Origin of the sequence: Brevundimonas sp., assembly GCF_041648615.1 — a bacterium.
Classification (GTDB): Bacteria; Pseudomonadota; Alphaproteobacteria; order Caulobacterales; family Caulobacteraceae; genus Brevundimonas.
Window position 1 is genome coordinate 28722 of record NZ_JBAZOS010000021.1, and the last position, 21376, is coordinate 50097.

Sequence of the window (21376 nt, forward strand, 5' to 3'; positions counted from 1 at the left end):
AGATTTCGGGTATCGTCCGGAAAGGCGCTGGGCCTGGGCGAGATCGGGGATCGACGATGCGACGTTTTGGAGGGGTTTGCCTGGCGGCCATGGTGTTGGCGGCGTGCGGCCAGGCGGGTGAAAAAGCGGCGGCCCAGGCTCCGGGTGGCGCAGTTGAGGAAGAATCCACCACGCCCGCCTCGGGGGCCCGCAGCGAAACCCGCAAATTCCGCGACTGGCTGGCCATCTGCGACAACACCAACGACTGCGTCGCCTTCGGGCCGACCAGCGAGGGCACGGGCTGGGTGCGGGTCGGCTCGGCGCCGGGGCCGGACGGCGCGCGGACCGTTTCGGTCGGCTTCTGGCCTTCCGGCGGCGACGGCCTGACCGGCCCCATCACCCTGACCCTGGACGGCCGACGCCATGTCGCGGCGGCCGTCGCCGGGGACCACGATCCGGTCGGCGCGGCGGAGGTCGCTGCGGCTGACGTCCCGGCGGTCGTGTCCGGACTGGCGGCAGGGCGGAGTCTGACCCTGACGGGGGGCGGCGAGACGGTCGAGATGTCGCTGTCGGGCGCATCTGCGGCGATGCTGTGGATCGACGAGCGTCAGGGCCGACTGGACACCCCCACCGCCCTCGTCCGCAAGGGAACGCGCCCCGCATCGTCCGTGCCCGGCCCCGCGCCGGCGCCCCGGGTGGTCGCCGCGCCCCCGATCGCCCAGACCGGTTTTGGCGACAGCGGCCAGACCCTTCCCCCCGCGCTGGAGGCGGTGGCCGCGGTCAAGGCCTGCCGGGCCGAGACCGGCGACAGCGCGGTCAGCGACGAGGTCATGTCGGCGCGGCTGGACGTTTCGACCGAACTCTGGGCCGTGCCCTGTTTCGTCGGGGCCTACAACGTCGGTCACGACTGGTATCTGACCGGGCCGGGCGGGCGGAACCCGCGCGCCGTGAGCCTGCTTTCAGCGAACGGCGAAAGCAGCGCCGGCACTATCAACGGCGGCTATGACGCGGAAACCCGCACCATAAGCGCCTTCTCCAAGGGGCGAGGTATCGGGGACTGCGGCACGGCATCGACCTGGACATGGACAGGCCGCGGCTTTGTCCTGAGCTCGGAGACGGCCATGACGGAGTGCTGGGGGATCCCGGCCGATTTCTGGCCGACGACCTGGCGGACGCGATGAACGAAGCCGAAGTCCTGATCGTCGGCGCCGGGCCCGCGGGCCTGACCGCGGCGACCTATCTGGCGCGCTTCCGGCGGCGGGTCCTTGTCGCCGACGGTGGCGCATCACGCGCCCGCTGGATACCGCTGAGCCACAATATGCCGGGCTTTCCCAGCGGCATCCCCGGCGACGCGATCCTGAGCCGGATGACCGAACAGGCGACGGAATATGGCGCAGTCATCGAGGGCGGACGGGTCGAAAGCCTGACCCGCGACGGCGACGGCTTCATCGCCCGGCTGAACGGTCGCGACCTCCACGTCCGCTCGGTGCTGCTGGCCACCGGGGTGATCGACCACCATCCTGATCTGCCCGGCGTCGAGCGCGCCATCGAGCGGGCTTTGGTCCGCATCTGCCCGATCTGTGACGGCTACGAGGTCAGCGACAAGGCCGTCGCGGTGATCGGCGACGACGACAAGGGCGTGCGCGAGGCGGCCTTCCTGCGCACCTATTCCGACCGGGTGACCCTGATCCACATCGGCCCGCCCGAGGCCCTGACCGCGCGGGACGAGATGACGCGTATGGGCATCGAACTGATCTGCGCGCCCATCGACAACGTCCGGCTTGAAGGCGACCGGGTCACGGCGCTGAGTTGGGGCGGGACGTTCCGCAGCTTCGACTCGGTCTATTCGGCCCTGGGCGCCTCGCCGAATGCGGATCTGGCCGAGGGGCTGGATGCGAGGGTCGGCGAGGACGGACGTCTGTTCGTCGATGCGCACCAGCAGACCAGCGTGAAGGGCCTGTACGCAGCCGGCGACGTCGTGCGCGGCCTGAACCAGATCGCGGTCGCCGGCGCCGAGGCGGCCGTCGCCGCCACAGCGATCCACAACCGCCTGCGTGAGGCCGACGGCTGGACGGTGCGCGATTGACCGCTCGTGATCAGCGCCTGCGTCCAGAACCGACGCAGGTGCATGTTTGACTGACCGAACCCGTCGAGGTCCGGTCTTTGACAATCGAATGAATTCGCTCACGCCGTCGCAAGTTGATCATCCGGACGAGCCGGACGGTCCGGACGGTGTTTTTCGACCGTCCGGACCGTCCGTCGGTCAGGCTCCGCCCAGCCGCGCCGCCACCCACTGATCGACCACCCGGCCCAGCACCTCCAGCGGCATCGCACCGCCGTCCAGCACCGCCGAGTGGAAGCTCTTGATGTCGAAGCGGTCGCCGGTGCGCTCGCGAGCGACCGTCCTGAGACGGTCGATCTCGGTGTGGCCGATCTTGTAGCCGCAGGCCTGCCCCGGCCAGACGCAGTAGCGCTCGATCTCGCTCTCGGCCGCCGCGGGCGCCAGGCCCACCGTCTCGATCATGTATCGAATGGCCTGTTCGCGGCTCCAGCCCAGGGCGTGGACGCCGGTGTCGATGACGATGCGGGCGGCGCGATACAGGAACGACTGGTGATAACCCAGCTTCCCTTCCGGGAAGTCGTCATACATGCCCAGTTCGTCGGCCAGTTGCTCGGCGTAGAGGCCCCAGCCCTCGCCATAGGCGTTGAAGCCGAGCGACTTGAGCAGCAGCGGCGTGTCAGTCGCCTCCAGCGCCAGCGCGCCCTGAAGGTGATGGCCCGGCAGGCTCTCGTGATAGGTCAGGGTCGGCAGGGCCCAGCGCGGCCAGATCGCCGTATCGACCAGGTTGATGTAGTAGGCGCCCGGCCGCGACCCATCCAGCGACGGGCTCTGGGCATAGCCGCGCGGCGCGCCCAATTCGATGGACGGCGGCACCCGGCGCACCTCGACCCGCGCCTTCGGCAGGCGTTCGAACATCTGCGGCAACCGCGCCTCGACCGCGGCGACCTGCCGGTTGAGGTCGGCCAGCAGGGCCGCGCGCCCATCGTCCGTGTTCGGATAGAGATAGCGAGGCTCCTTGCCGAAGGCGGTCAGCCGCGCCCCGACCGAGCCCTGCGTATAGCCGCGCTGGCGCAGCAGGGGGTCCGCCAGGGCCTCGATCCGCCCCACCTGCTCCAGGCCCACCTGATGCGCCTCCGCCGGGGTCAGCCCGGTCGATGTCTGGAACCGGAGACAGAGGTTGTAATAGGCCTCGCCGTTCGGACGCGCGCCGATCCCGGCGTCATGGGCGGCGTTGGGAAGATGCCGCTCCATCTGGGCGATCTGCCTGTCCAGCGCGGCGGCGACCGGCCCGTCCACGAGCGCCCTCGCCCGACCGGCCCAGTCTCCGGCGATCCCGGCCGCGGCGGTCTTGCGGACCAGCGACTGAACCAGGCCGGCGCTTTCTCCGGTCTCGCGGCGCAGGGCGCGAAGCTGGGTCAGCGCCTTGTTGATCACGAAGTCGGGCGGGATGACGCCATGATCGGCCGCATCCATGGCGGATCGTCCGGTCTCATGGTCGAGGCCTTCGGCGAAGCTTTCCAGCCGCGCCAGATAGGCGTCGGCGTCGGCCGCCGTGGCGACCGTATGCTGGCTGTCGAGAAAGTCGGGGACCGCCTGATACAGACCGGTCAGCTGGCTGACGACATAGGGGCAGGGATAGCCGTAGCTGTCGACGCCGCCGAACGGGAAGGCGGCGATCTCGGCCGAGCGGTCCGCCATCCAGACCACGCTGTCGTAGTCGGAGCGGTCGCGGCCGGTCAGGGCCGAGGCGTCAAGCGCCGCCAGCGCCGGGCGCGCCTCGACCATGGGCTTGAAGATGTTCAGGCGGTCGGCGTAGCTCCGGCTGTCGAGGCGGGATTTCAGGCCCGCCCGCGGACCGACGTCCAGGCCCAGACCGGTGGCGCCGATGGGCGACGCCTCAAGCACGCCTTCGAAGATGACGTCATAGAGGGCGCGGGCCCGGGACGGTCCGTCGCCTTGCCACGAGGGAACCCCCGCACGGGCGAGAGCGGGAAGGGCGAGAAGCCCCAGCCCGCCGGCGGCGGACGTCAACAGGCGGCGGCGGCTGAGCATAGGTTTCCCCCAACGGACAGCCCGCACCCTCGCGCGGGAGACTCCGCCTGACAAGCCGTCGCCTGCGCGGTCCGGGGGCGGGGGATCCAACGCTCAGGGCCGGACGCGGCTCGACCCGGACCCCGGGAGCAGGAGACTCCAGGATCCGGGCCCCGACCCCCTGGAAGGGCCGACGATCATGCACGGGAGAAGGAAATTTCGCCTGCGGCGGACCGGATTGGCGAAAGGGTCTCAGCGGCTCCAGGGCGTGATGATGCGGTCCGGCGAGCGCAGGCGCCGGCGGGTCCGGCTGCGGCGCCAGTCCTGCAGGACCGAGAGCCAACCCCATGCAGGCTCCTTATGGGTGTGATGCATCTCTTCCATCTCGGCCTCCTCTGGCCTTGCCTTGCTGATATGATCAGGATGAGCTTGACAGGGGCGCTGGACAAACCAGATTGTAGGTTGCTCACATAAGGTTCACTTATGGCCGATCCTCTCGCTGGCATTCCCCTCGCCTCGATCCGCGTGTTCGAGGCCGCCGCCCGTCTCAGGAGCTTCACGCGCGCGGCCGAGGAACTGGGCATGACCCAGGCCGCGGTCAGCTGGCAGATCAAGGCGCTGGAGGGCCGGCTGGGCCAGAGCCTGTTCCGGCGGTTGCCGCGCGAGGTTCAGCCGACCGATGGCGGGGAACGGCTGTCGCGGGCCGCCACCGAAGCGATGACCCTCCTGCGCCGTGCCGTCAGCGACCTGACCGAGGCGGACGAGCACATCCTGTCGATCACCACCCTGGCCTCGCTGGCGGCGCAGTGGCTGGCCCCGCGACTGGGGACGTTCCAGGTGGCCAACCCCGGGCTGGCGGTGCGGCTGGACACCAGTCCGATGCTGCTGGACCTGGCGCGTGAGGGGTTCGACGTCGGCATCCGCTCCGGCCATGGAGACTGGCCGGGGATGGAGAGCCAGCTTTTGATGCCCAGTGTCTTCACCCCCGTGTGCAGCCCGGCCATGGCCGAACGGCTGAACCTGACCCGGCCCGCCGACCTGCTGGACGCGCCGCGCATCGGCATGGAGAAGGAATGGGCCGCCTGGTTCGCCGCGGCCGGGGTCAGCGGCGGAACCCAGCCCATGAGCCGTCTGACCGCCGACTATCAGGTGCTTGAGGTCGCGGCCGCCCTGGGCGACCAGGGCGTCGCCCTGGCCTCGCCTATCCTGTTTGCACGCGAGCTGCGCAACGGCCTGCTGGTTCGCCCCTTCGCCCAGTCGGTGTCATTCCACACCGGCTACTATCTGGTCTGGCCCGAGGGCCGCAGGCGATCGCCCAAGATCGCCCGCTTCCGCGAGTGGCTGGCGGCCCAGGCCGACGCCGATCCGACGATCGTCGAGGCGCGCGCGAGCCTCTAGCTCCGCATCAGCCCTTCCAGCACCGCCAGCGGCACAGAGCCGTTCAGCAGCACGCGGTCGTGGAAGGCCTTGAGATCAAAGCCGGGACGGGCCTCAGCCTCGGCGCGCAGGCGGGCGATCACGGTCTGGCCCAGTTTGTACGAGCAGGCCTGACCGATGGAGACGCAGTAGCGGTCGATCTCCTTTTCGGCCGACTCCGGCGGCTCGCCGCATTCGTCGATCATGTAGCGGATGGCCTGGTCGCGGCTCCAGCGCTTGTGATGCAGGCCGGTGTCGACCACCAGCCGGACGGCGCGGAACAGGTAGGACTGAAGATAGCCCACCCGGCCCAGCGGGTTTCCGGCGTAGACGTCCAGGTCGTCGGCGGCGACGCGCTCGGCGTAGAGCGCCCAGCCTTCATTGTAGGCGGAGTTGCCGGCGACGCGGCGATAGATGGGCAGGCTGCCCGCCTCCCGCGCCACGGTGATCTGGAAATGGTGGCCGGGCGACGCCTCGTGATAGGTCAGGGTCGGCAGACCCCATTTGGGCCAGTTCGCGGTGTTGGACAGGTTGATGTAGTAGGCGCCCGGTCGCGAGCCATCCAGCGACGCGGCCTGGTAGTATCCGCCCGGCGCGCCAAGCTCGATGGCCGGCGGCACGCGCCGGATCTCCACCGCCGCTGTGGGCAGGGTGTTGAATACGCGCGGCAGCAGCGGCTTCAGCGCCGCCATCTGTTCGTTCAGGGAGCCGATCAGCGCGACCTTGGCCTCGTCCGTATTGGGCCAGAGATATTGCGGGTCCTCGCTGAGCGCCTTGATCCGCTCGCCGACCGAACCGTCGGCCATGCCCATGCCCTTCAGGATCGTGTCGATCTCGGCCTGGATCGAGGCGACCTGTTGCAGGCCGATGTCGTGGATGTCCTGGGCGTTGTAGTCGGTGGTGGTGTAGGCGCGAAGGGCCAGGGCATAGGCCTTGTCGCCCTGCGGCAGCTTCCACGCCCCCGCATCCTCCGTGGCGTTAGGACGCTGGGCCTCAAAGGCCGCGATCTGGCGAGCGAGGGCCGGCTTGATCTCGGCATCGACCACCTGGGCGGCCTGGGCGCCCCAGTCGCCGATCATGTCACGCTCGTCCGTCTTGCGGATCAGCGCCTGGATCATGGCCATGTCGTAGGCCGGGGTGTCGCGCAGGGTCCGCAGCTGGGTCAGGGTCTTGTCCATCAGGAAGGACGGCAGCATGACGCCCAGGGCCGCATCGGCGGTGATCCGCTCGCTCTCCTGATCCAGCACCCGGGCGAAGGCGGACAGGCGCGAGATGAAGGCTTCCGCGTCGGCCTCGGTCTCCAGCCGGTGCTGGTTGGCCATGAAGTCCGGCACCGAGAAATAGGCCCCCGACCGCTGGGTCACGACATAGGGACCGATGCCGCCGCCGTACGGGATGTCCGCCGCCCGGGCCGCGCCCTCCGCCGTGAAGCGATAGACGGCCAGCGAGACCTTGGCCTGATCCGACAGGCCCTCTTCCGACACCGTCTGGATCTCGGCCCAGCGGGCGCGGGCGCGAACGCGGTCGGCCTCGGCGTCAGCCAGCCCGACCTGCCGCAACTGGCCCGACAGGGCGGCGCGGGCGTCGCGGTCGAGGCCCAGGTTGGTCGCGTATTCCGGCGACAGGTCCACGTTCTCGTTGAACCAGCGGGTCAGCATGGCGTCGAGCCGGGCGTCCGCCCCGGACATCGCCGGGGTCTGGGCGGCGGCGGGCAGGGCCGCCAGCAGGCCCAGGCCGGCGGCGGAAAGCATCAGGCGGCGGCGGTCGATCATGGGGAATTCCTGCTTGGCGTGGCTGCCCATCCGGCCCGCGCGCGAGCCGGATGGGCAGCTTTCGGGTTCAGGCGCGCTGGGCCGCGATCCAGTCGGACATGATCTTGTCCAGCACGGTCAGCGGCACCCCGCCGGCGTTCATGCCGGCGTCGTGGAAGGCGCGAATGTCGAAGCGGTCGCCGAGCGCGGCCTGGGCCCTGGCGCGCAGCTCCACCCACTTGTTATGGCCGACCTTGTAGCTGGAGGCCTGGCCCGGCCAGACGCAATAGCGTTCGACCTCGGTGGTGACCGCCGTCTCGGAATCGCCGAGGGTTTCGACCATGTAGCGGATGGTCTGTTCCCGGCTCCAGCGCTTGTGGTGCAGCCCGGAGTCGGCGACCAGCCGGGTGGCGCGGAACAGCAGCGACTGGAGATAGCCGATCTGGCCGATCGGGTTGTCGGCATAGACGCCCATCTCGTCGGCCAGCTGTTCGGAATAGAGCGCCCAGCCCTCGGAATAGGCCGAGAAGCCCAGCACCTTCATCAGCAAGGGGCGGTCAGCCTGTTCCTGCTGCAGGGCGATCTGGTGGTGATGGCCCGGCGACGCCTCGTGATAGGTCAGGGTCGGCAGCTGCATGCGCGGCCATTCCGACGTGTCGCGCAGGTTGATGTAGTAGGCGCCGGGCCGCGAGCCGTCGAGCGCGGGCGAGTTGTAGTAGCCGCCGGGCGCGCCCGCCTCGATGAAGGTCGGCACGCGGCGGATCTCGACCGGGGCGGCGGGGATGCGGCCGAAATACTGCGGCAGGCGTTTGGCCATGTCGGCCATCTGGGCGTTGAGGTCGGCCAGCAGCTGGGCCTTGCCCGCGTCGGTGTTGGGATAGAGCTGCGCCGGATCCTTGCCGAGGGCGGAGATGCGCTCGCCCACGGATCCCCGGGTCAGGCCCTGGGCCTTCAGCAGCACGTCGGCGCGCGCCGAAAGCTCGGCCACCTGTTGCAGGCCGAGGGCGTGGATCTCGGCGCCCGACAGGGTCGAGGTGGTGTAGCTGCGGATGCCCCAGTCGTAATAGGCCTCGCCGTCGGGCAGGCGCCAGACGCCGGCGTCATGGGTCGCGTCGGCGCGGCGGGCGCGCATGGCGTCGGCCTGACGGCGCAGGGCCGGATAGACTTCGGTCTCGACGATCCGTCGCGCGCGCGCGCCCCAGTCGCCGGCGAGGTTCTTCTCGCCGGCCCGGCGCACGATGGAGGTGGTCAGGACCGACTGGTCGGGCGGGGTGTCATAGAGGTTGGCGAGCTGGAGCAGGGTCTTGTCGATGACGAAGTCCGGCGGCACCGCGCCGGCCGCGAAATCGGCCTGCATCCGCGCGGTTTCCTGATCCAGCGCTGTCGGGAAGGCGGCCACGCGCGACAGATAGGCCTCGGCGTCCTCGGCCGTCTCGATCGCGTGCTGGGTGTCGAGGAAGTCGGGCAGGCCCTGATACGACCCGGTCAGCTGGGAGATGGTGTAGGGCGCCGGGCCGAACCCGCCGCCGCCATAGGGGAAGCGCTCGCCCATCATCTGGGTGTCGCCGAAGAAGGTCAGGGTGTCGTGGTAGACGCCTTCGGTCTCGGGCAGGGCGCTCCGGTCGATGGCCGCAAGCTCGCCCATCTGGCCCCGGAACACGACCCGGTCGGCGTCGATCTTGGCCTGGGAGCGGTCGTCGAGCCGGGACTTCATCGCCGCCATCGGTCCCTTGTCCATGCCCAGGGAGGTCAGGGTCTCGGGAGACTCCAGCAGGAAGGTCTGCACGACCTTGTCCATCAGGGCGGTGAGCGCGGCCGAGGCCGAGCCCGCGGCGGCGGGCGTTTGCGCCAGGGCCTGGCCGCAGGCGGCGAGGCCCGCTCCGGCGGCGGCGGTGAACAGCAGGCGGCGACGATTGATCATGACGGCAGGCTCCGTGGCGCGAGGCGCCAGAGGATGGCGCCGGGCGGCGATTGGCAAGTTACCGATGGTTCAGCCGGCGTGCAGTTCCTGTTTGACCCGCTCGGCCAGGGTCTTGATGTCCAGCGGCTTGGGCAGGAAGGACACTCCGACCTCATCCTGCAGCAGGTCCGAGAAGTCGCTTTCCGCATAGCCCGAGATGAACAGGACGGGCGCATCGCCGAGGAAGGGCCGCGCCTTCTTCAGCAGGGCCGGCCCGTCGAGGCCGGGCATGATGACGTCCGAGATCATCATGTCGATGGTCCCGGCGTGCTGTTCGGCGAGCTCCAGCGCCTCCTCGCCGTCCGCGGCCTCGATGACCTCATAGCCGCGCTGGCGCAGCAGGCGGGCGGCGATGCCGCGCACGGCGGCCTCGTCCTCGACGAACAGGATGCGGCCGGCGCCCGACAGGTCGCGCGGGGCCTTCACCTTGATCTCGACCGGCGCGATTTCGGCCAGTTCGGCTTCCGCCGCCTCGGGCAGGAAGATGCGGAACACGGCCCCGCCCGCCGGCCCATTGGACACGTTGATGTGGCCGCCGGCCTGTTCGACGATGCCGTAGACGGTGGCCAGACCCATGCCCGTGCCCTCGTTCACCGCCTTGGTGGTGAAGAAGGGCTCGAAGATCTTGTCGAGAAGTTCCGGCGGCACGCCCGGGCCGCTGTCGGTCACCTCGATCAGGGCGACCACGTCGGTGGCCGGACTGGTCCAGCCCAGGGCGCGGGCCTCGTCGGCGGTCAGGCGGGCGGTGCGGATGGTGACCACGCCGGCGCCCGGCTCGACCACGCCGCGCATGGCGTCGCGGGCGTTGACGGCCAGGTTCATCACCGCCGTCTCCAGCTGGCTCTTGTCGGCCAGGACCACCGGCAGGTCGCGGCCGTAGTCGGTCTCGAGCCGCACGTCCTCGCGCAGCAGGCGGCGCAGCAGGACGGCGAACTCGCCCACCAGCTCGCCGAGGTCGAGGCGCTCGCGGCGGACCGTCGACTTGCGCGAGAAGGCCAGCAGCTTGCGCACCAGGTCGGCGGCGCGGATGGCGGTCTGGCGGATTTCGTTGAGGCCCTCGTACGAGGGATCGCCGACCGGATGGCGCTCCAGCAAGCCCGAGAGCTGCAGCTGGATGGCGGTCAGCAGGTTGTTGAAGTCGTGGGCCACGCCGCCGGCCAGCTGGCCCACGGCCTGCATCTTCTGGGCCTGCGAGAGCTGCAGCTCCATCGACTTCTGGGCCGAGACGTCGAACAGCCAGATGCGCCGCTTGTCGCCCTCGGGGGCCACATAGAGGTGCAGCATCTTGTCCGGGAAGGCGCGGGCGACCAGCTCGATCGGGCCTGAGGAGCCGTCCTCCAGCTTGACGCGGGCCTCGTTGACGCCCGCCGGATCGAACAGATGGCCGAAGGCGGCGTCGCGCGCGGCGGCGGGGCCGGTCAGCACCGACAGGGCGGCGTTGGCCTCCTCGACCTTGCCGGCGAACAGGTCTTCGGCGGCGATGACCGCCGAGCCGAACGGCGCCCCGGCGGCCATGGCGCGGCTTTCCACGGCGTTCGAGATCGTGGCGGGCCGGTGGCTGGCCATGGCGCCGACGGGCAGGACAGCCTCCGGCGCGGCGCGAACGAGGAACCGGCCCTCCCCCGCTGCGCCGATCAGCACCTCCTGCTCGCGGTCGCCGATGACGACGATGGCGCGGCCCTGCTGGCCGGCGCGGGCCTGGGCGAAGGCCATGTAGAGGGCCGAGGCCGACTTGCCCTTCGGCAGGGCGGTGGTGGCGCCGTTGGCCTCGGCCCAGGCGCCGTTGAAGGCCAGCACCTGGCCGGTGGCCCAGACCAGGGCGGCCGGCTCGGCCATGGCGTCCAGCAGGTCGACGGCGGCGTCGGCCATCGGCTTGCGGGACTCGCCGCGCGAGAACGAGAACAGGCCGATCAGGGCCACGGCCCCGACGGTGAAGATCAGCACCAGCCCCGGCGCGCTCATGGGATCCGAGCGGAAGGCGGGCCAGGCCAGCGCCGCGACGGCCACGATGAAGCCCACCGCCATGAGGATCAGCAGCGGGTCGAAGGCTCGGGCCGGGGGTGGGGTCCTGGAGGTTGCGGTCATGGCGCCTCGGCCCGAATCAGAAGGGCGGTTCAGGCGATAGTGGTCCGTATGCCCCCGAGGCGCGAATCCGGCCCTCGCGGTCGAAAAATACCGTTCACACCGTTCACATCGTTCACATCGTGCGCTTCGTCCGCGGCGCGAAGGGCGTTGCGGAATCGGGCAGGACGCAGACTGGACGGCCGGCACGTCAGATTTGGACGCAGGGAGCCCCGGGAGTCTGACTTATCACCGTGCACCCCGGCGTTCGCCGGGGTGCACGGCGGGTGGAACGGACGACTAAGCCGCCTTGCGCTGCTCGGCCTTCCGGTCGCGGGCGGCGTTGATGCGGGCCTCGGCGATGGCGTCGGCGATCTCGTGCGTCGGGCGCTTCTCGGCGGCCGAGCGATCCATGATCTCTTCCAGGGTGTCCATCAGGCGCGACAGCCTGGCCTCAACCCAGGCCGGGTCGTAGGCGCCGCCGGTCTGGCGCGCCTTCAGTTCCGAAGCCACGTTGATGATGCCGCCGCCGTTGACGACATAGTCGGGGGCGTAGAGCACGCCGCGTTCGAACAGGATCTGGCCGATATCCGGCGTGGCCAGCTGGTTGTTGGCGGCGCCGACCACCGCCTTGACCGTCAGACGGTCCAGGGTCTGCGGGTTCAGCGTCGCCCCGAGGGCGCAGGGGGCGTAGATGTCGGCCTTGACGTCATAGATGGCGTCGGGGGTCACGATCTCGGCATGGGTGCGGGCGGCGACCTCGGCCAGCAGGGCCGTGTTGACGTCCGTCATGATCAGCCTGGCGCCGGCGGCGTACAGCTTGTCGGCCAGATAGCCGCCGACGTGGCCGATGCCCTGGACCGAGACGGTCAGGCCCGTCAGGTCGTCCTGGTTCCACAGGCGTTTCGCCGCCAGCAGCGTCGAGCGATAGACGCCCTCGGCGGTGACGGGGCTCGGATCGCCCGAGGCCTCGGGACCGTCGTTCAGGCCCAGCACATAGGGGGTGACCTTGCGGGCCTCGGCGATGTCGGCGACAGACACGCCGACGTCTTCCGCCGCATAGTAGAGGCCGCCCAGCGTATCGACGGCGCGGCCGAAGGCGCGGAACAGCTCGGGGGATTTCTGGGTCTTGGAATCGCCGATGATGACCGACTTGCCGCCGCCCATTTCCAGGTCCGCGACCGCGTTCTTGTAGCTCATGCCGCGTGACAGGCGCAGCACATCCTCAAGGGCTTCGGCGCTGGAGGCGTAGTTCCACATCCGGGTGCCGCCGACGGCCGGGCCGCGCGCGCTCGAGTGAACAGCGATAATCGCACGCAGGCCGGTCTTTTCGTCAAAGACAGCATGGACGCCTTCGTGGTTCGCGAAGGACGGGGAATCAAACAGCGTCATGCTCACTTGAGCGTCTCCCGGGGTGTTTTTTTGTTGGCGCGCGTTTACGCCGCGACGGATAACACCGCAAGCATGGCGGTTTGACGTCAGCGTGGGCGGGAAGGGCGAGGGTAGGCGCGAGGACCAGGGATGAGGGATGAGGGATGGGGGACAGGTTTGGGCGGAGGGTCAGGCGGACGGCGCAGACCGGAACGTCATCCCTCATCCCTCATCCCTGAGGGCGGGCAGCACTGGTCCCGCACCCGACGGCAACGGCGCGGCCGCATCGCGCAGCCAGGCCTCGACGTCGCGGTAGACGGTCTCCGCTTCGAGGTCGCGGTTCAGGATGTGCCAGCCGTCGGGATAGAAGCCGGTGCGCAAGCCGGGCCGTTCGCCCGCCTGCTCCAGCGCCCGGCGCATCGGATCCCTCTGGATGACATTGTCGTGGCCGCCGTAGAGCAGCAGGGTCGGCGCGCGGATCTCGCCCAGCCGGACCGAGGCGCGCTCCATCAGGTTCACCAGGCCGTACAGGGCGTCGAACCGGGTCGACAGGATGCTGGCGGGATCGCGGCCGTTGCGGATCAGCTCCAGCCGGTTGCTGGACGCCGGCAGGTCCCGCACGGCCCATTCCGGCGCGGCCACGGCGCGGTCGCCCATGGCGCGGGCGGCGATCCACAGACCGACCGAATTGACCGGCCCCTGCGCCGACCAGCCCCAGACGGCCGGCGCCAGCAGGATGACCCGATCCGCCGCGGGCGGGCGGTCCGAGCCGAAGGCGGCGACGGCGACCGCGCCGCCCATGCTCTCTCCGGCGACGGCGATGACGGCGCGGGGATGACGCGCCCGGGCCAGAGCGACGGCGGTGCGCAGGTCCTCGGCCATCCGCGCCTCGCCGGCCCAGACGCCGCGACCGGGCGCGCCGCCGAAGCCGCGCTGGTCGAAGGCCCAGGTCTCGATTCCGCGCCCGGCCCACCAGGGACCGGCGAGGCGGAAGGCGGCGCGGCTGTCGTTCATGCCGTGCAGGCCGATGATGACGGCCCAGGGCTCGCCGGTTTCGGGCGTCCAGCGAACCAGGGGCAGGCGCGCGCCGTCGTCCATGACCAGGGCCTGCGCTTCGACCGAGGGGCCGGCGAAGCCAGGCGGCGGGGTCAGGGGCGGCTGGACGGCCGGGGTGGCGCAGGCGGCGAGGGTCAGGGTGAGGATGAGGGTCAGGGCGAGACTGCGCCCTTCTCCCCTCGGGGGAGAAGGTGGGCGGCGAAGCCGCTCGGATGAGGGGGCGCGGTCCGCTCGCAACCTGACCACCGGCGAGCGTGAGGCCGACGGCCCCCCCCTCCCGCCCCCCCGGCCCCCCTCTCCCCCGAGGGGAGAAGGGAAGAGGCGATCGTCGGGACTGCGCGCATCAGACGAGGATGCCACGCACCCGCTCCCTGAGGTAGGGCAGCACCTCGTCCTCAAACCACGGATTCCCCCGCAGCCAGGCCGTGTTGCGCCACGACGGGTGCGGCAGGGGCAGGATGTCCGGCGCATGGTCGCGCCACGCCCGCACCGTCTCGGTCATGTTGATCTTCGCCCGGTCGCCCAGCGCCCAGACCTGGGCGTAGCCGCCGACCAGCAGGGTCAGCTCGACGCCCGGCAGCTCGGTCAGCAACCGCGGCCGCCACAGTTCGGCGCAACGCCGGGGCGGCGGATAGTCTCCGCCTTTCGGGGCCGTCCCCGGATAGCAGAAGGCCTGGGCCGCGACGCCCAGCCGCTGGTCGGCGTAGAAGTTCTCGTAGTCGACCCCCATCCACTGGCGCAGCCGGTCGCCCGACGGGTCGGTGAACGGCAGGCCGCTCTCATGCACCCGCCGGCCCGGAGCCTGGCCGCAGATCAGCAGCCGCGTCCCGGGAAAGACGCGGACCACCGGGCGCGGCGTATGGGGAAGATGGCCGAGGCAGGCCCGGCAGGCGCGGATGTCGTCCAGGACGGCCTGAAGGCCATCGGTCGGATCAGGCGAAGTCGTCATCGTCCTCGACGACGGCCGGCAGGGCGGCCAGCGCCGCGGCCGTCTCGGCCTCGGTCGGCAGGCGCAGGCGGATGACGCCCTTGAAGGCGTTCGGATCGACCGGCTTGCCCTTCTTGGTGATGGTCAGCTTGCCCTGACGCATCAGGCCCAGGGCGCAGTGCCGCACCTTGGGCAACATCCGCTGCCACTGCTCGGGCTGCAGCTCCTTGGCCACGTCGGCCGGTTCGATGCTCTTGCCGCCGACGCCCTTGGGGTCGGCCTTCGCCAATTTTTCGAAGATGGCGGTTTCGATGGGGTCGCTCATCGGGCCTGTATGGTGCATTGCGAGAGCAAGAAGAAGGCGGAGTTTTCGATGGTCGAGAAAGTCACGGTCTCAGAGGGCGAGTTCGCCGGCTGGCAGATGTATGACCTGCACGGCACCTTCGACCAGGTCGTGGGCCCCTTCTATTTCAAGCCGGACCCCGACGGGCGCATGCGCTGCGCCTTCCGCGCCGAGCAAAAGCATATGAACGCCGGCCACCGGATGCACGGCGGCTGCCTGATGACCTTCGCCGACATCGCCCTGTTCCAGACGGCCTATCAGGAGATGGAGGGCGCCTCGGGCGTGACCGTGTCGCTGGATTCCACCTTCATCGACGGCGCCTATGTCGGCGAACTGGTCGAGGCGACGGGCGAGGTCATCCGCGCCGGCAAGAGCCTGATCTTCGTGCGCGGCCAGATCAACGCGGCCGGGCGGGTGCTGATGACCTTCTCGGGCGTGATCCGGAAATTCACGCCGCGCGGCTGACGCCGTCAGTTGTCGATGATGTCCTGCAGGATGCGGCCCATCCGCTCGGCCAGCTTTTCGCATTCCGGCGGGGTCAGGCCGAAGCCGGCGGTGACCTCGCGGCTGACGGCCATGCCCATGATGGTCGCCGCGGCGAGGCGCGCCCGAACCGCCGCGTCCTCTCCGCCGATCCAGGCGGCGAAGGGATCAAAGAAGCTCTCGCTGCCCGTGCGCTGAACCAGTTCCATGGCCTTGGCGGAGCCGACCGAGCGCAACATGATCAGCAGCTTCTTGAGTTTCCGCTCGTCCTTGCTCTCGAAAATGACGTCGCGGGCGACCCGGCGGCCGAAGTCCTCCCGTCCGCCGTCCATCAGCTCCCGACCGTTGGCACAGCTGTCCAGGACGGTCAGGAACAGTTCTTCCTTGGAGCCGAAGTAGCGGGACACGAGAGCGGCGTCGACGCCGACGTCGCCCGCGATGTCACGCATGCCGACATCGTCGTAGCTTTCGCGCGAGAAGCGTTCGAGCGCCGCCGCCAGAATAGCGGCGCGCGTCGCCTCGGCGTTCCGGGGCCGAGGCGCGATGTGGCAAAACAATTCGTGATCTCCGCAATAGCCCCAAAATGCATATGGCTTTGTCATCGGACGTTGACAAGCGAAACCGCGATCACCATTAAGTCACCGGGCGTTGACTACCGGCCTCCTCCCCGTTCGCCGCGTCGACAAAAGACAGGGATCTACCTTTCATGCGAACCGCGAAGATGGTGGCCGCGGCCGTCCTTATGACGACCGTGCTCTATGGCTGCTCCCAGCGAAGTGAAGCCCAGGCGCCGCCGGCGCCGGCCGTGACCGTCGCCGTGCCCCTGGTGCGCGCTGTGCAGGACTGGGACGAATTCACCGGCCGCTTCGAAGCGACCCAGTCGGTCGAGGTGCGCGCCCGCGTCGGCGGCTACATCTCGGGCGTCCACTTCCGCGACGGCGACTATGTGCGGCGCGGCCAGCTGCTGTTCACCCTCGACCCGCGTCCGGCCCAGGCGGCGCTCGCCTCGGCCCGCGCGCAACTGTCGCAGGCCCAGGCCCAGCTGGCGCTGGCCCGCAGCGAGCTGACGCGGTCCGAAACCCTGCTGGAGTCCCAGGCGGTGTCCCAGGCCGAGGTCGACACCCGGCGCGGCGCCCTGCAGACGGCCCAGGCGGCCATCGCCGCCGCCAACGCCAATGTCCGCGCCCGCCAGCTGGACCTGGAGTTCACCCGCGTCACCGCCCCGATCTCGGGCCGCGTGTCCGACCGCCGGGTCGACGCCGGCAACCTCGTCGCGGGCGGATCCTCGGCGGCGGACGTGCTGACCACGGTCGTCTCAAGCGCCCCGATCCACTTCGTCTTCGACGGCTCCGAAGCCATTCTGCTGAAGTACCAGCGTCAGGCCCGCACCGGCGCCGCCCCGATCCAGGTGCGGCTGCAGGACGAGGCGGACTTCAACCGCGCCGGCACCCTCGACTTCACCGACAATGCGGTCGACACGGCCTCGGGCGTGATCCGGCTGCGGGCCCTGATCCCCAACGCGGACGGCTTCCTGAAGCCCGGCATGTTCGGCCAGGCCCGTCTGGCCGGCGCCGGAACCTATAACGCCATGCTGGTGCCCGACGCCGCCGTCGCCACCGATCAGGCCCGGCGCATCGTCTATGTCGTGGCCGCCGACGGTTCGGTCGCGCCCAAACCGGTGCAGCTGGGGCCGCTGGTCGACGGCCTGAGGGTGGTCCGTTCGGGCCTCGCCGCGACCGACCGCGTCATCATCAACGGGGTCCAGCGCATCCAGCAGCCGGGCATGAAGGTGAAGGCCACCAACGGCCGGATCCAGCCGGTCGCGACTCCCGAAGCCGCCCCGGTGACCACCATCGCCCCGGCGTCGAGCGCCACCTTCGCCAACAGCCTGTCGTCGGGCGACTGAGCCTTACATGAACATCTCACGCTTCTTCATCGACCGGCCGATCTTCGCGGCCGTGATCGCGGTGTTCATCACCCTTGTCGGCGTCTTCGCCTATCCGCTGCTGCCGCTGTCGCAGTATCCGGAGATCGCGCCGCCGACGATCACCATCAACGCCTCCTACCCCGGCGCCTCGGCCGAAACCCTGGCCGAGACCGTCGCCGCCCCCATCGAGCAGGAGGTCAACGGCGTCGAGGGCATGCTGTACCTGTCCTCCTCGTCCACCTCGGACGGGGTGGCGGCGATCACCGTGACCTTCCAGCCGGGCACCGACCTGGACGCCGCCCAGGTGCTGGTCCAGAACCGGGTCGCGCTGGCCGAGCCGCGCCTGCCTGAACAGGTCCGCCAGACCGGCGTGGTCGTGAACAAGCAGGAGAGCGGTTTCCTGATGATCCTGGGGCTGACGTCCCCGGACAAGTCGCTGGATAACGACTACGTCGGCAACTACGCCAACTCGACCCTGCGGGACCGGCTGTTGCGCCTTGAAGGCGTGGGCAGCGTGCAGATTTTCGGCGGCGGCAACTATTCGATGCGGGTCTGGATCGACCCGGCCAAGGCCGCCCAGCGCGGCCTGACCGGATCGGACATCGTCGCCGCCCTGCGCGCCCAGAATGTGCAGGCCGCCGCCGGCGCCATCGGCCAGCCGCCCTTCGCCACCAACGCCGCGGCCTTCCAGCTGCCGGTGCAGGTGCAGGGCCGTCTGTCCGACCCGGCCCAGTTCAGCGACATCGTCATCAAGACGGACGCCGAGGGCCGCGTCACCCGGGTCCGCGACGTCGCCCGGGTCGAACTGGGCGCCCAGGACTACGGCATCCGCGGCTTCTTCGACGGCGAGCGCGGCGTCGGCGTCGCCATCGTCCAGCAGCCGGGCGCCAACGCCCTCGGGACCGCCGAGCGCGTCAAGGCCGAGATGGAGGCCGTGAAGGCCGAACTGCCCCAGGGCATGGCCCTGTCGGTGGCCTACAATCCGACCGAGTTCGTCGCCGCCTCGGTGGAGTCGGTGCAGCACACCCTGATCGAGGCCATCCTGCTGGTGGTCCTGGTCGTGGTCGTCTTCCTGCAGACCTGGCGGGCGGCGATCATCCCCATCGTGGCCATTCCGGTGGCGCTGGTGGCGACCTTCGCGGTCCAGCTGATGCTGGGCTATTCAATCAACTCGCTGAGCCTGTTCGCCCTCGTCCTCGCCGTCGGCATCGTCGTCGACGACGCCATCGTCGTGGTCGAGAACGTCGAGCGCTATATCCGCGAAGGACTGACGCCCAAGGAGGCCGCCTACCGCTCCATGCAGGAGGTGTCGGGCGCCCTGATCTCGATCGGCCTGGTGCTGGTCTCGGTGTTCATCCCGACCATGTTCGTGCCGGGCATCCCGGGCATCTTCTACCGCGAGTTCGCCATCGTCATCACCACGGCCTCGGTGGTGTCGCTGCTGGTGTCGCTGACGCTGTCGCCGGCCATGGCCGCCCTGCTGCTGAAGCCGCACAGGGAACATGACACCGACCGCAAGCCGGGCGCTTGGGGGACGGTCACCTACTATGGCGGCTACGCGGGACGGAAGTTCAACGAGGGCTTCGACTGGCTGTCCGACAAATACGGCCGCCTGACCGCGCGGCTGGTGCGCACCGTCGGCATCGTGCTGATCGTCTACGTCGGCCTGCTGGGCCTGACCGGCTGGCGGCTGATGGACACCCCGTCCGGCTTCATCCCCGAGCAGGACCAGGGCTTCCTGATCGGCGTCATCCAGCTGCCCCCGGGCGCCTCGCTGGAGCGCACCGAGGCGGTCATGCGCCGGGCCTCGGACACGATCAGGAAGACCGAGGGCGTGGAAGGCCTCGTCGCCTTCGCCGGCCTGGACGGCTCCAGCTTCTCGTTCGGCTCCAACGCGGCGACGATCTTCGTCCGCCTCGACGCCTTCGAGGACCGCAAGAGCGCCGAACAGAGCGCGGCCGCCCTGGCCGGCGCCATCACCGGCGCGACCATGGGCATCGAGGACGCCAACATCTTCGTCATCGCCCCGCCCGCGGTTCAGGGTCTGGGCAACGGCAACGGCTTCCAGATGATGGTGCAGGACCGCACCGGCGCCGGCTACCGTCCGCTGGAAGGCGCGACCTTCGCCATGATGGGCGCCGCCGCCCAGGCGCCGGAGCAGGTGCAGCAGGTCTTCTCCACCTACAACACCGGCTCGCCCCGCATCGCCGCCGACGTCGACCGCGACAAGGCCTTGATGATGGGGGTCCAGCCGTCCGACGTGTTCAACACCCTGGGGGTCTATCTGGGCTCGTCCTACGTCAACGACTTCAACTATCTGGGCCGCACCTTCCGGGTGACGGCGCAGGCGGAGCCGACGTCGCGGGACGACATCGCGGACATCGCCAATCTGAAGACGCGCTCCGCCAGCGGCGCCATGGTGCCCATCGGATCGGTCGCCAATCTGCGCGAGGACTCCGGCCCGTCGCGGGTCGTGCGCTACAACCTGTTCCCGGCGTCCGAGCTTCAGGGACAGGCGGCGGCGGGCGTGTCGTCCGGACAGGCGATCGAGCGGATGGAGGCGCTGGCCGAGGCCACCCTGCCCCCGGGCTTCTCGTACGAATGGACCGGTCTGGCGCTGCAGGAGAAGCAGTCCGCGGGCGGAGCCACCCTGGTCTTCGTCATGGCGGTGGTGTTCGTCTTCCTGGTGTTGGCCGCGCAATATGAGGCTTTCACCCTGCCGCTGGCGGTCGTGCTGATCGTGCCGATGTGCATCCTGGCGGCGATGATCGGGATCAACATCCGCGGCCTCGACAACAACATCCTGGTCCAGGTCGGACTGGTGGTGCTGATCGCCCTGGCGGCCAAGAACGCCATCCTGATCGTGGAGTTCGCCAAACAGGCCGAGGAGGAGGGACTGAACCGCTGGGACGCGGCCGTTCGCGCCGCCCGGACCCGTCTGCGTCCGATCCTGATGACCTCGTTCGCCTTCATCTTCGGCGTCGTGCCGCTCATGCTGGCGACCGGAGCGGGCGCCGAGATGCGCCAGTCGCTGGGCACCGCGGTCTTCTCCGGCATGCTGGGGGTGACCTTCTTCGGCCTGATCTTCACGCCGGTCTTCTACGTTGTGATGCGCGGACTGGCGGCCAGACTGCCGGGCGCGCCGAAGAAGGAGCCCGGGATTCCGACCACCGGCGGCCTGCCGCCCCATGACCGGATCGAGGGCGCGCCGGCTCCGGCCAGCCCGCGCCTGGGAGACGCCTGATGACCTTCGCCCCCAACCCCCGGATCCTGACCGCAACCGCCTTCGCCAGCCTCGCGCTCGCGTCGTGCGCGGTCGGGCCGAGGGCGCCCGACGCCACCCTTCCCCCCTCGGCGTCGGGCGCCTTCGTAAGCGCCGCCAACCCCGCCGTGACCGCCTCGGCGGCCCGCGACGACTGGTGGCGTCTGTATGACGACCCGACGCTGGACGCCCTGATCGGTCAGGCCCTGACCGAGAACAACGAGCTGGAGGCCGCGGCCGCCAACCTGCGCCGCGTCCGCGCGGCCCTGGGCGAGGCCCGCGTCGGCCGCTTCCCGACCACGACGACCTCGGCCGCCTTCAGCAACGGCCGGCCCTCGGCGGCGACCCAGCCGGCCGGGACCCTGCCCCCGGGCGAGAACGCGCCGGACAGCGACACCTGGGACGCCGGTCTGGACGTCGCCTACGAGATCGACCTGTTCGGCCGCGTCGGCTCGACCATCCGCGCCGCCCGCGCCGATGCGGACGCGGCCGCCGCCGCCCTCGACGTGGTGCGGGTGACCGTCGCCGCCGAGACGGCCCGCGCCTATGCCGACGCCTGCTCGGCCAACGCCCAGATCGCGGTCGCCGAACGGACCATCGAGCTGCAGTCGAACAGCGTCGACCTCACCCGGCGTCTGCTGGACGCCGGCTCGGGCAACGGGCTGGACACCGCCCGCGCCCGCTCGGCGCTGGAAAGCAGCCGCGCCGGCCTGCCGCCCCTGCGGGCCCAGCGCGACGGGGCCCTG

Annotated in this window: 17 protein-coding genes; 7 read left to right on the forward strand and 10 right to left on the reverse strand. The window is 70.1% G+C overall.

Annotation, left to right across the window (positions count from 1 at the left end):
• Window positions 1-56: 56 nt before the first annotated feature.
• Complete coding sequence (locus tag WC555_RS09505; protein WP_373253112.1) at window positions 57-1160, forward strand: DUF1176 domain-containing protein; 1104 nt, start codon at window positions 57-59, stop codon at window positions 1158-1160.
• Window positions 1157-2065 (forward strand): NAD(P)/FAD-dependent oxidoreductase, encoded by a 909-nt coding sequence (locus WC555_RS09510; protein WP_373253113.1) that lies wholly within the window; start codon window positions 1157-1159, stop codon window positions 2063-2065. The genes WC555_RS09505 and WC555_RS09510 overlap by 4 nt, the downstream gene beginning before the upstream one ends.
• Window positions 2066-2242: 177 nt before the next feature.
• Here WC555_RS09510 and WC555_RS09515 read toward each other — a convergent pair whose 3' ends face one another.
• Together WC555_RS09515 and WC555_RS09520 are read right to left on the reverse strand one after the other, a co-directional pair.
• Window positions 2243-4093, reverse strand: coding sequence for a DUF885 family protein (locus WC555_RS09515; protein WP_373253114.1), 1851 nt, complete (start codon window positions 4091-4093; stop codon window positions 2243-2245).
• A gap of 231 nt (window positions 4094-4324) precedes the next feature.
• A complete protein-coding gene (locus WC555_RS09520) occupies window positions 4325-4456 on the reverse strand; it encodes a hypothetical protein (protein ID WP_373253115.1) in 132 nt (43 codons plus the stop codon).
• Between the two features lie 99 nt (window positions 4457-4555).
• On the opposite strand from WC555_RS09520, the gene WC555_RS09525 reads away from it, so the two are divergent.
• Window positions 4556-5470, forward strand: a complete 915-nt coding sequence (locus tag WC555_RS09525; RefSeq protein ID WP_373253117.1) for a LysR substrate-binding domain-containing protein — start codon at window positions 4556-4558, stop codon at window positions 5468-5470.
• Here the strand turns inward: WC555_RS09525 and WC555_RS09530 are convergent.
• The 7 genes from WC555_RS09530 to WC555_RS09560 form a co-directional block, all read right to left on the reverse strand.
• Window positions 5467-7260 (reverse strand): DUF885 family protein, encoded by a 1794-nt coding sequence (locus WC555_RS09530; RefSeq protein WP_373253118.1) that lies wholly within the window; start codon window positions 7258-7260, stop codon window positions 5467-5469. The two genes, WC555_RS09525 and WC555_RS09530, sit on opposite strands and share 4 nt — an antisense overlap.
• 67 nt (window positions 7261-7327) lie before the next feature.
• Window positions 7328-9160, reverse strand: a complete 1833-nt coding sequence (locus WC555_RS09535) for a DUF885 family protein (RefSeq protein WP_373253119.1) — start codon at window positions 9158-9160, stop codon at window positions 7328-7330.
• Between the two features lie 69 nt (window positions 9161-9229).
• Window positions 9230-11284 carry a cell cycle histidine kinase CckA gene (cckA, locus tag WC555_RS09540; protein WP_373253121.1) on the reverse strand — a complete coding sequence of 685 codons (2055 nt, stop codon included), beginning with the start codon at window positions 11282-11284 and terminating at the stop codon, window positions 9230-9232.
• A 276-nt stretch (window positions 11285-11560) separates the two neighbouring features.
• A complete protein-coding gene (locus WC555_RS09545; protein ID WP_373253123.1) occupies window positions 11561-12652 on the reverse strand; it encodes a Glu/Leu/Phe/Val dehydrogenase in 1092 nt (363 codons plus the stop codon).
• Window positions 12653-12853: 201 nt separating this feature from the next.
• Complete coding sequence (locus WC555_RS09550) at window positions 12854-13924, reverse strand: alpha/beta fold hydrolase (RefSeq protein ID WP_373253125.1); 1071 nt, start codon at window positions 13922-13924, stop codon at window positions 12854-12856.
• 106 nt (window positions 13925-14030) lie between these two features.
• A complete protein-coding gene (locus WC555_RS09555; protein WP_373253127.1) occupies window positions 14031-14636 on the reverse strand; it encodes a uracil-DNA glycosylase family protein in 606 nt (201 codons plus the stop codon).
• Window positions 14620-14940 (reverse strand): DUF3253 domain-containing protein, encoded by a 321-nt coding sequence (locus tag WC555_RS09560; protein ID WP_373253128.1) that lies wholly within the window; start codon window positions 14938-14940, stop codon window positions 14620-14622. The genes WC555_RS09555 and WC555_RS09560 overlap by 17 nt, the downstream gene beginning before the upstream one ends.
• A gap of 48 nt (window positions 14941-14988) precedes the next feature.
• Here WC555_RS09560 and WC555_RS09565 point away from each other — a divergent pair, with 48 nt between their 5' ends.
• On the forward strand, window positions 14989-15423 hold the full coding sequence (locus WC555_RS09565; protein WP_373253129.1) for a PaaI family thioesterase: 435 nt from the start codon (window positions 14989-14991) through the stop codon (window positions 15421-15423).
• Window positions 15424-15428: 5 nt separating this feature from the next.
• Here the strand turns inward: WC555_RS09565 and WC555_RS09570 are convergent, their stop codons facing one another.
• Window positions 15429-15998: a TetR family transcriptional regulator gene (locus WC555_RS09570; RefSeq protein ID WP_373253130.1), complete on the reverse strand. Its 570-nt coding sequence runs from the start codon at window positions 15996-15998 to the stop codon at window positions 15429-15431.
• A 149-nt stretch (window positions 15999-16147) separates the two neighbouring features.
• On the opposite strand from WC555_RS09570, the gene WC555_RS09575 reads away from it, so the two are divergent.
• The 3 genes from WC555_RS09575 to WC555_RS09585 form a co-directional block, all read left to right on the forward strand.
• Window positions 16148-17347 carry an efflux RND transporter periplasmic adaptor subunit gene (locus WC555_RS09575; protein WP_373253132.1) on the forward strand — a complete coding sequence of 400 codons (1200 nt, stop codon included), beginning with the start codon at window positions 16148-16150 and terminating at the stop codon, window positions 17345-17347.
• 7 nt (window positions 17348-17354) lie between these two features.
• Complete coding sequence (locus tag WC555_RS09580) at window positions 17355-20612, forward strand: efflux RND transporter permease subunit (RefSeq protein ID WP_373253134.1); 3258 nt, start codon at window positions 17355-17357, stop codon at window positions 20610-20612.
• The coding region (locus WC555_RS09585) for a TolC family protein (RefSeq protein WP_373253136.1) at window positions 20612-21376 on the forward strand (765 nt) is incomplete at its 3' end. The genes WC555_RS09580 and WC555_RS09585, both read left to right, overlap by 1 nt.

Excerpts from the sequence above, each read along its gene's own strand:
- WC555_RS09505 (WP_373253112.1), top strand. The coding sequence starts at position 57 with ATGCGACGTTTTGGAGGGGTTTGCCTGGCGGCCATGGTGTTGGCGGCG.
- WC555_RS09510 (WP_373253113.1), top strand. The coding sequence starts at position 1,157 with ATGAACGAAGCCGAAGTCCTGATCGTCGGCGCCGGGCCCGCGGGCCTG.
- WC555_RS09515 (WP_373253114.1), bottom strand. The coding sequence starts at position 4,093 with ATGCTCAGCCGCCGCCGCCTGTTGACGTCCGCCGCCGGCGGGCTGGGG.
- WC555_RS09520 (WP_373253115.1), bottom strand. The coding sequence starts at position 4,456 with ATGGAAGAGATGCATCACACCCATAAGGAGCCTGCATGGGGTTGGCTC.
- WC555_RS09525 (WP_373253117.1), top strand. The coding sequence starts at position 4,556 with ATGGCCGATCCTCTCGCTGGCATTCCCCTCGCCTCGATCCGCGTGTTC.
- WC555_RS09530 (WP_373253118.1), bottom strand. The coding sequence starts at position 7,260 with ATGATCGACCGCCGCCGCCTGATGCTTTCCGCCGCCGGCCTGGGCCTG.
- WC555_RS09535 (WP_373253119.1), bottom strand. The coding sequence starts at position 9,160 with ATGATCAATCGTCGCCGCCTGCTGTTCACCGCCGCCGCCGGAGCGGGC.
- cckA (WP_373253121.1), bottom strand. The coding sequence starts at position 11,284 with ATGACCGCAACCTCCAGGACCCCACCCCCGGCCCGAGCCTTCGACCCG.
- WC555_RS09545 (WP_373253123.1), bottom strand. The coding sequence starts at position 12,652 with ATGACGCTGTTTGATTCCCCGTCCTTCGCGAACCACGAAGGCGTCCAT.
- WC555_RS09555 (WP_373253127.1), bottom strand. The coding sequence starts at position 14,636 with ATGACGACTTCGCCTGATCCGACCGATGGCCTTCAGGCCGTCCTGGAC.
- WC555_RS09560 (WP_373253128.1), bottom strand. The coding sequence starts at position 14,940 with ATGAGCGACCCCATCGAAACCGCCATCTTCGAAAAATTGGCGAAGGCC.
- WC555_RS09565 (WP_373253129.1), top strand. The coding sequence starts at position 14,989 with ATGGTCGAGAAAGTCACGGTCTCAGAGGGCGAGTTCGCCGGCTGGCAG.
- WC555_RS09575 (WP_373253132.1), top strand. The coding sequence starts at position 16,148 with ATGCGAACCGCGAAGATGGTGGCCGCGGCCGTCCTTATGACGACCGTG.
- WC555_RS09580 (WP_373253134.1), top strand. The coding sequence starts at position 17,355 with ATGAACATCTCACGCTTCTTCATCGACCGGCCGATCTTCGCGGCCGTG.